Annotated in this window: 3 protein-coding genes; 1 reads left to right on the top strand and 2 read right to left on the bottom strand. The window is 47.3% G+C overall.

The window, feature by feature from the left end; all coding sequences use genetic code 11:
• Window positions 1-720 precede the first annotated feature (720 nt).
• Window positions 721-2157: an NAD-dependent succinate-semialdehyde dehydrogenase gene (locus tag HMPREF2700_RS05515; RefSeq protein ID WP_070590859.1), complete on the top strand. Its 1437-nt coding sequence runs from the start codon at window positions 721-723 to the stop codon at window positions 2155-2157.
• 475 nt (window positions 2158-2632) lie between these two features.
• Here the strand turns inward: HMPREF2700_RS05515 and HMPREF2700_RS05510 are convergent, their stop codons facing one another.
• Window positions 2633-3619 carry a malate dehydrogenase gene (locus HMPREF2700_RS05510; RefSeq protein ID WP_070590858.1) on the bottom strand — a complete coding sequence of 329 codons (987 nt, stop codon included), beginning with the start codon at window positions 3617-3619 and terminating at the stop codon, window positions 2633-2635.
• Between the two features lie 121 nt (window positions 3620-3740).
• A complete protein-coding gene (locus HMPREF2700_RS05505; RefSeq protein ID WP_070590856.1) occupies window positions 3741-4715 on the bottom strand; it encodes a PhoH family protein in 975 nt (324 codons plus the stop codon).
• Window positions 4716-5152: the final 437 nt, after the last annotated feature.

The raw sequence follows: 5152 nt of genomic DNA, 5'->3' as shown, positions 1-5152 counted from the left end.
AGCCGCCGGGGTTGGGTACCTTTCAGACGGCCTTGTTTTTATTTATTTTATCTGTTCTGGATAATTAGATGGAATTTGGGTTGTCTATAAAAAAGCTTTGTTATGGAAGAGATGATATCTGATAGATTAAAGGGAAAGGGTATTATATTTTTGATATGAAATTTGATAAATTTGTTGGATATATAATTTTTTTATTACTATGTATATTGTCTTTTTTCCTTCTTAAGCAAAATTTCTATATTGCAGATTATATTGTGTATGGAGATATGTATAAGCTGTCTGAACTTCAGGGGGAGATAGAGGGAAGTGAAATCGTCATTAAATTATTTTTTATTTTAAATAATATTTCTATTTTGCTTTTTTTGCTTAATAGAAAAATACTTGGCACAATCGTCTTCGCTTTATTGGTATATTTTATCTGCCACTTAGTAGAATTGGATCTGTTTTTTATTGTTGTCTTCAGTACAATAAAAGCAGGTAATTATGGATTAATCATTATATTTGTTCTATATGCGTTACTTCTGTTAATCAATATATATTCTTATCTTCGCTCATCTAAATTGAGATAAGTGTGTAGATTAGATAAAACCGAATAAAAAAGGCCGTCTGTAAGATATTCAGACGGCCTTTGCTGTTGTCTTATTTTGCGATTCAGTTGCGCTTTCATGGTATGAATATGATAATGAAAGTATATCCTCGGTTTTAGAAAGGTCGTTTCTCATGAAAGATTTTGCCCGTTTGCTCAATCATCCCGATATTTCCTTTTCTCCGATCCCAGATGCCATTAAAGTTGATAACCCTGCAACAGGTGAGGCTTTGGCATTTGTTCGTAAGACTGATTCAGACGGCCTGAAGCTTTTGATTCAAAAGGCAGAGGAGGCACAAAAATTGTGGGCAGCAAAAACTGCATTGGAGCGTGCCGATGTGTTGTGGCGTTGGTATTTTTTGATTAAAGAAAACAAAGAAGAACTGGCGCGTATCATGACGATGGAGCAGGGCAAAAGTCTGACTGAGGCGCGTGGTGAGATTGATTATGCGGCTTCGTTTGTGCGCTGGTTTGCGGAAGAGGCGCGGCGGATTGATGGCGATGTATTGACGAGTGTGAAAGCGTCGCAAAAACTGGTTGTATTGAAACAGCCTGTCGGTGTTACTGCTGCGATTACGCCGTGGAACTTCCCATCTGCGATGATTGCGCGCAAGGCTGCGCCTGCTTTGGCGGTGGGTTGTGCGATGATAGTCAAACCTGCGTCGCTCACGCCCCTGAGCGCGTATGCGCTGGCCTTGCTGGCTTGCGAGGCGGGCGTGCCACAGGATTTGTTGCCTGTTGTCAGCGGTAGCGCTTCGGAAATCAGCCATGAATTTGCTACGAATCCAACTGTACGCAAAATCAGCTTCACCGGCTCTACCGAAGTCGGCGCGAAAATTTTTGCCGACAGCGCGGCAGACATTAAAAAACTCAGCTTGGAACTGGGCGGCAATGCGCCGTTTATCGTGTTTGACGATGCTGATTTGGACAAAGCCGTCGAAGGCGCGCTTGCCAGCAAGTTCCGCAACAGCGGCCAGACCTGCGTCTGCACCAACCGCGTTTACGCTCAATCCGGCATTTACGACGAATTTTGCCGCGAATTAAGTGAAAAAGTGGCTGCGCTCAAATTGGGTAACGGCTTGGAAGATGGTGTCAACCAAGGACCGTTGATTGAGGAAAAAGCGGTGGAGAAAGTTGAGCAGCACATCGCCGACGCATTGGCTAAAGGCGCAAGTTGTCTGACCGGCGGCAAACGAAGTGCATTGGGCGGAACGTTTTTTGAGCCGACTGTTTTAAGTGGCGTTACGGCGCAAATGGCGGTAGCTCGCGAGGAAACCTTCGGGCCTTTGTGTCCAGTGTTCCGTTTTGAAACCGAAGCCGAAGTCATCGAGGCTGCGAACAATACGGAATACGGTTTGGCAGCTTACTTTTATACGGCTGATACCGCCCGCCAGTGGCGCGTCGGCGAAGCTTTGGAATACGGCATGGTCGGCATCAATACGGGCTTAATCAGTAATGAAGTAGCACCGTTTGGCGGCGTGAAACGCAGCGGTTTGGGACGTGAAGGCAGCAAATATGGTGCGGATGAGTATTTGGAACTGAAATATTTGTGCATTGATGTAGCGGAATAAGGCTGCACGGTAAAGGTTGTCTGAAATTTGATTTCAGACGGCCTTTTTCAAACGCAGAAAACTTACTAATCAATCTTATATCATTATTAATTATTTGCATAAAAAACAAAAATTAAAGAACTATATTAAAAAACAAAAGTCATAGTTCTATGATTGGTATTACTTTCACAAAAAAATGGTAATGTAAATGTTTAAGAAAATTTTAGTTCTGTTTTGTGTAGCTTTTATCGGCGCATGCAGTTCCTTTGATGGGAACGGTTTGACAAATGGCTCATATTCTCAAGGGAAACGGCTTGACCCGAATTGTGATCATTATGCTGTCGGCGGTAGTGGTGGCGGTTGTACACCGTCAGGTCAATGGCATCTTAAAGATAAACAAGGACAAAGAGTGCCATTCTAGTTTTTAAAAATGATTGTAGAACGGGCATTTAATTATTTAGGCCGTCTGAAATTTGGTTTTCAGACGGCCTTTGTTTTAGAGTAGATCCTGGATGGCTGAACGTTCTTCTTCCAATTCGGCCAGCGTGGCGGCAATACGTTTTTGGCTGAATTCATCCGACAAATCCAAGCCTTGGACGATGCGGTAGCTACCTTCGTCACAAATGACGGGGAAACCGAAAATCAAACCTTCGGGAATGCCGTAAGAGCCATCTGATGGAACGCCCATGGTCACCCATTTGCCGCTGCTGCCGAGTAACCAGTCGCGCAGGTGGTAGATGGCGGCATTGGCGGCGGAGGCAGCGGATGATGAGCCGCGTGCGGCGATAATGGCGGCACCGCGTCCGGCGATTTTCGGCATGAAGACTTCGGTGTTCCAGTCAGGTTCGGTAATCATGTCTTGGACGGACTCGCCATTGCTGGTGGAGTAGCGGTAGTCGGCGTACATGGTCGGGCTGTGGTTGCCCCAGACGCACATTTTCTCGATGGAAGTAATCGGGCGGTTGATTTTTTCGGCAATTTGGCTGACGGCGCGATGGTGGTCAAGACGCATCAGGGCGGTGAAATTTTCCGGCGGGATGTCGGGTGCAGATTTCATGGCGATGTAGGCGTTGGTATTGGCCGGATTGCCGACGACGAGGACTTTAACGTTGCGATTGGCAACTTTGTTCAACGCCGCGCCTTGTACTTTGAAAATTTCGCCATTGGCGTGCAGCAAGTCGGCACGCTCCATGCCTTGGGTACGCGGGCGTGCTCCAATCAAGAGGGCGATGTCGGCATCTTTGAAGGCGACTTCGGGGTCGTCTGTGGCGAAGATGTCGGCAAGGAGTGGGAAGGCGCAATCCTGCATTTCCATGATCACGCCGCGCAATGCCTGTTGTGCCTGTGGCAGGTCGAGCAGCTGCAGGATAACGGGTTGGTCGCGTCCAAGCATGATGCCGCCGGCGATACGGAAGAGGGTGGCGTAGGCGATTTGGCCTGCCGCGCCGGTAACGGCGATTCGGATGGGTGGCTTGAGGGTCATATTTTTCCTTTTGAAGTCGTTGTTTTACTTGATTTTCGGATTATAGCAGTATTATAGGGAGAATGATGTAGTAAGGCCGTCTGAAATTTGATTTTCAGACGGCCTTCAGTATTTGAAAAGATTATTCGCCACTTTTCTTTTCAGCTTGTTCTTCTGCTGCTTCATAGGCTTCGACGATTTTCTGCACCAAAGGATGGCGGACGACGTCTTCGCTGGTGAAGGTGTGGAAATACAGGCCTTCTACATCGCGCAGTTTTTCGCGTGCATCTTTCAAGCCGGATTTGATGTTGCGCGGCAGGTCGATTTGGCTGATGTCGCCGGTAATGACTGCTTTGGCACCAAAGCCGATACGGGTTAGGAACATTTTCATTTGTTCGGGCGTGGTGTTTTGCGCTTCGTCCAAAATGACATACGCGCCATTTAAGGTGCGGCCGCGCATATAGGCCAGCGGCGCAATTTCAATCAAACCTTTTTCCATCAATTTGGTTACGCGGTCGAAGCCCATTAAATCATAAAGCGCATCGTAAAGCGGTCGCAGGTAGGGATCGACTTTTTGTGCCAAATCGCCCGGCAGGAAGCCTAATTTTTCGCCTGCTTCGACTGCGGGGCGTACCAAAACGATGCGTTCGATTTGGTGTTTTTCCATGGCATCGACTGCGGCGGCAACGGCAAGATAGGTCTTACCCGTACCGGCAGGACCTAAGCCGAACACGACATCGTGGTTGAGCAAGGCGCGGATATAGCCGTTTTGGCGCGGGGTGCGGCCGCCGATGCTGCCACGTTTGGTGCGGAAATAGTATTGTTGGTCGTGGTGTTTTTCTTCGTGTTTTTCATCTGCAGTTTTTGCTTCAACGGCCGCGAGGCTGATGGCGTTGTCGTCCAAGTCGCCTTTTTCTGCGGCTTCGGCAAGCGACAGCAAGGCACGGCGGCCGGCGTGTGCCAGTTCGCCCATGAAGGTGAAATGTTCGAAGCGGCGGCTGATTTGGATATCAAGGGCTTTGCCTAAGGCTTCGAGATTGCTGTCGAGTGCGCCACACAGGCGTTGCAACACGGTATTGTCAATTTCTTCAAACTGCAGATGGACGGTGTGGGTCATATCGGTTTCCGTAAATAAATCTAATTTTTCCGTATTATACCCTTGTTCAGACGGCCTTATATATTGCGTTCCATCAGGGGCGCATATTCTTAATTCTTGTAAAGCCCCTTAACTAAGCCAGTGAAGGGGCTTTAATTATGCTTATTTTCTACACCGTAAATCCCGAACCAGTATCTTTTCCAAAGGCATATATCCTCAAAGTGTTCAAGGATGTCAATGAAGAATCTCAATGTGTCAAAACCCTTTGCTTTCCTATTTCTTATCCTGCTTTAAAACACAAAGCTGAAAATGCTGCAAACGAATGCGGAAGACTTTTAGTAAGGGAATTGATGAATGAGGAATTTAGCCGTGAAAGCTTGGGAAGATAAAGCCGTGGCGGTGGTCGCGGATATGGCGGACGCGTCAGCGGACGGCAAGGCTGCGACAACCGCCGAAGG

Source organism: Neisseria sp. HMSC068C04, assembly GCF_001810105.1.
In the GTDB taxonomy this organism is placed as follows: Bacteria; Pseudomonadota; Gammaproteobacteria; order Burkholderiales; family Neisseriaceae; genus Neisseria; species Neisseria flavescens_B.
The sequence above is the reverse complement of the archived record's forward strand: the minus strand, read 5'-3'. Positions and strand labels throughout refer to the sequence as shown.